General features: G+C 34.2%; 5 protein-coding genes. 3 read left to right on the top strand and 2 right to left on the bottom strand.

From position 1 onward, the window contains the following. Together QZ659_RS20285 and QZ659_RS20290 are read right to left on the bottom strand one after the other, a co-directional pair. The coding region (locus QZ659_RS20285; protein ID WP_291728890.1) for a hypothetical protein at nucleotides 1–1586 on the bottom strand (1586 nt) is incomplete at its 3' end. After that, nucleotides 1583–2011 carry a hypothetical protein gene (locus tag QZ659_RS20290; RefSeq protein WP_291728892.1) on the bottom strand — a complete coding sequence of 143 codons (429 nt, stop codon included), beginning with the start codon at nucleotides 2009–2011 and terminating at the stop codon, nucleotides 1583–1585. The genes QZ659_RS20290 and QZ659_RS20285, both read right to left, overlap by 4 nt. Nucleotides 2012–2132: 121 nt before the next feature. Between QZ659_RS20290 and QZ659_RS20295 the strand changes: the two genes are divergently transcribed. The 3 genes from QZ659_RS20295 to QZ659_RS20305 form a co-directional block, all read left to right on the top strand. Next, on the top strand, nucleotides 2133–2540 hold the full coding sequence (locus tag QZ659_RS20295) for a hypothetical protein (RefSeq protein WP_291728894.1): 408 nt from the start codon (nucleotides 2133–2135) through the stop codon (nucleotides 2538–2540). Between the two features lie 65 nt (nucleotides 2541–2605). After that, the gene (locus tag QZ659_RS20300) at nucleotides 2606–3403 is read left to right on the top strand and encodes a hypothetical protein (RefSeq protein ID WP_291728896.1); all 798 of its coding nucleotides are present in this window, start codon (nucleotides 2606–2608) and stop codon (nucleotides 3401–3403) included. 31 nt (nucleotides 3404–3434) lie between these two features. Beyond that, a partial coding sequence (locus QZ659_RS20305; RefSeq protein WP_291728898.1) for a hypothetical protein occupies nucleotides 3435–3838 on the top strand: 404 nt, incomplete at its 3' end.

Below are 3838 nucleotides of genomic sequence, written 5' to 3' on the forward strand. Positions count from 1 at the left end.
CCAAGTGTAAACATCTTGAAAAACTTCAAGAATACACGACATACCATATAATCTAGCGAATCGCTAGTATGTCCATATTTTTCATAAGACTTGCCAGTTTGCTCATCTTTTACTTTTTCCTTGAGCTTCTTTCCATCTGTATCTTCTTTCAAGTACATTAGGTCAGCTATCAAGTTTTTACATCTTGGATGGATTTTGATAGTAATGCCATACATACTAATTTCAAATATTCCATTGATAAAATTAATTCTTGGAATGACGTAAGGAGCTTTTTTAGAGACTTTGAAAGCAACCCCTCCCATACCAGCACGTTTGAATTTTGGTAGAATGATTTTATAATCATTCATTTTGTTCTTTGACCTTGTGTCTTCGTTCTGACCACTTGGATCACCAAATATCCAAACGCCAGCTTGATGATTATGATATTTACGAATAACTGTATCACAAGTATCAGGTGTGTTGTTTCTTGGGTACTCCGAACAAATTTCATCTATAATATGAAGCTCTTTGGAATTAGGCATTTGTCCAATAAGAGCAGTTACATAAGGATAAACATTGAAATCCCAAGAAACGCATAAAGGCAAATGTTTTTGATAGATTGCTTCTTCTGAAATATTTTTCTCTCTACTAAAGCCTTTATAAATCTCTCCTCCAGCTTTTGAAAATGGATCTCCATAAATAAGCATATCCTTCAAGTGTGAAGGAAGTGTGCTTGCTTGATTTTCAATATAGTTGGCAGGCAGATTCTTTTGATTGTGATACGCTGATGAAATAACTACAAAGTGCGTTTTTGTAGTTTGTTTGTGAAAATAATCAGTTGTAGAGTAAATTTTGCTCTTTATTTCAAATTCATAAATAAGCAAATTAAACCATTCTACAAGCCATTGTTCTTTGGCTGGAGAAGTAACAATATATAAAGGGTTGAAAGGTGTTTTGGTTACTTTGGTTGTAATCTTTCCTGTTTTGGTAAGGTACATTCCTTTTTGCCTGGCACGTCCGAGCATAACTTCCTTGACAGCTTCTTCTTTGGTGTCTTTGGTTTCATCTAATAGAATCCAACCGACTTCCATTCCATCAATAGCTTTGAAATTATCAAGTGAACGAGTGAAAATAACAGCTCCCCAACGGAAAGAGATAATATTATTATAGCGTTTGAAATTATGATTATCAGTATTAAAGTCTTTTGGAGGTTGACGGTTTACGACATAATCACCTTGACCAGTTGTTTCATCATATTCAGTAATTCCTAATTCTTCCCATACTTCACGGATTCTATAAAGTGTAGAATCGTTTAATTGTGAGTAGGTGTTAGCAGCAATAAGCCCAAATACTTCAGGGAAATTAGTGGCTAGATATAATGAAATAACACCTAAAATATGAGACTTACCAGCTCCTTGCCCTGCAAAGTATAAATTTACTCTACTACGAGCATTAAAAAATGCTTGTTGAGGATCTGAAAGGTTGCTTATTACTTGCTTCCAGTTGATGCGATTTTTAGGGTTGGGATTGAGGTCTAATTCTAAAAGAGTTCCGTTGTTTACTGCTTTTACTACTTCTTCCCATTCTTTACTTATTTCTACCATCATGCAGTTGTTTTACTTTCTCTTAAAAAATCAGTCATAAGCTCAAGATATTCTTTAGCCTTTTCTGGTAGATTTTTCTTAAATAAGAAGGTTAGAAATTCTATACAAACTGACTGTTTTAAAGTAAAATTAGATTTTCCTTTTGTAAGTCTATCTATAAAAGCAGCGGCTTTAGACAGAGCATCCCACTCTACTTTATCTTTCACATCATCAAGCATTCTTACAAATGTCTCGTAAACCAAATCGTTCTGAACTCTTGGTAATTTTTCGGCTTTGTCTCTTACATCGTCCCAATCTCCATCTTCGTTTTTCCATGTCAGAATTGTTCTTTCAGAGCATTCTAAATCAGCAGCTATATCTTTTTGTGATTTTTGCAAATAGATATACTCATAACGAGCCAATAATTTGTTTTTTTCTTTGTTATTCATACCTCAAAAGTCTAAAATAATTAGCACTTTTTTTGACGTTGTGCAAAAACGACAAGCAAAATAGATTCATTTTGATAACTTTGTTATCATTATTTTTTATTTTACCAAAAATTATAGCAAAATGGCAAAGGTTTTTTATTTAAATGTCGTGCAAGGGAAAGAAGAGTATTCTAAAGCAGATGTAAAATCTTTAGATGATAATACCTTTAAAAAGGTTTTGGGGACTCCACAACACCAAAAGCAAATGGGTGTAGTTGTGTTGGATGCTGAAAATGTAAAGAAGCTGCAAAAAGGAGAAAAACTAAAAAAGGTAGATTTAGGAGAAGCGACTCAAAGTGAAGTCAAAACTCTCTCTTCTAAAAATGAGCTTCTAAAGTCAGAGAACGAGGAGCAAAAATCAGAAATTGAGAAACTACAAGCTAAAATCAAAGAGCTTGAAGCTCAATCATTAGAAGCGCAGTCAAAAGCTCCAGCCTCCGAACCAACAGAAGCTACTAAAACAACAAAAAAGACAGCAGCAAAGAAATAGCATCTCGCTAACTCATTTCTAGCATACGTCTAACAAATCATTTTTCACTCTAAAATTTAAAAACATTGGATTACGAAAAAGCATATAAAAAGTTCAAGACAGCTTGGGAGCGTTTGGGAGGAACTGTAAACGAATCTGAAGAAGAAATAGATATAGATGAGAATCAAGTTGTTACTTCTATTCTCTCAGATGAAAACAGAACAAAAACGCTAGTAGATGAAGCTGCTCAAAAGAGAGAATCTTTACTTATTAATAAACTTCAAAAGCAACTTGTAAACTTAGGTGTTGAAGGAATTAATGAAGAAAAAGACATCAAAAAACTCATTGATGCAGCAAATACACATCTTACGAAATCAGCAGGTTCTGACGAGCTCTCAAAGCGAAATTCTGAGTTGCAATCACAGCTCCAAGACCTTAAAGTTAGATTGGATAACAAAGACAAAGAGGTTCAGAGTACAATAGATGAGCTGAAAAAACAGTCTGATTTTCAGCAGGCTCGTTACGCTCGCAACTATGAAGCTCTTACAATGCTTTCATCACTCAACTTAACTGATGCTGCAAAAGCAAACACGTCAAGGCTCGTAAATGACTTCTTCTCTCCTTCTTTAGATAAATATGAATTTAAAGAAGAAAATGGTAAGAAAGTAGCCTATAAAGATGGAGTAAAGCAGTTCAAGAATGATGTGTTTGGTGGCGAGAATAGCTCTGAGGTAGTTACGATGAGCCAAATTATAGAACATGATGCGAAAAGTCTTGGCTTCATTAAAAGTACTGATGCCAAAGGAGGAGGCGACTTTGGAGCTCCTAAAGTTGAAGCTCCTCCTAAAGAAGAGATAAATGATCCAACAGGAGGAATCGTTTAGCAAACTCAAACCAAAATAAACCAAAACTAAAATGCAAACTTACGCTACTTCACATCCTATTAAGCAGACAGCACTCTTGTTTGGTAGAAAAGCTGCAAAAGAATGCTTCAAAAATGTTCATTCAAGGACATTTCAGAGGCGAACCAAAGAAGTTAGAGAAATAGAAATCAAGAAAAGAGATGAACGAATATCATTTCTATTTGAAGCTGGACATAGTATATATGCTATATCTAAGATTCTAAATTTTCACAGAAGAGGCTGTAAAAAATCATTGGAGAGACAGGGAATGATTGTTACAAAAATTGATGTTGAAAAAACTCTCTATGACTTCTACGTTGTTGATTTACCAAAAAGAACTAAAACTGCTGAAATTCTCAAAGCTGAAAAGCAATATGAAGAGTCTGGTAAAAACCTTCAAAAACTGATTAAAAAGTG

The sequence above is a fragment of the Bernardetia sp. genome (assembly GCF_020630935.1).
Taxonomy (GTDB): domain Bacteria; phylum Bacteroidota; class Bacteroidia; order Cytophagales; family Bernardetiaceae; genus Bernardetia.

What these genes read in the sequence shown, in the direction of transcription:
- QZ659_RS20290 (WP_291728892.1), bottom strand. Translation starts at nt 2,011, where the DNA reads ATGAATAACAAAGAAAAAAACAAATTATTGGCTCGTTATGAGTATATC.
- QZ659_RS20295 (WP_291728894.1), top strand. Translation starts at nt 2,133, where the DNA reads ATGGCAAAGGTTTTTTATTTAAATGTCGTGCAAGGGAAAGAAGAGTAT.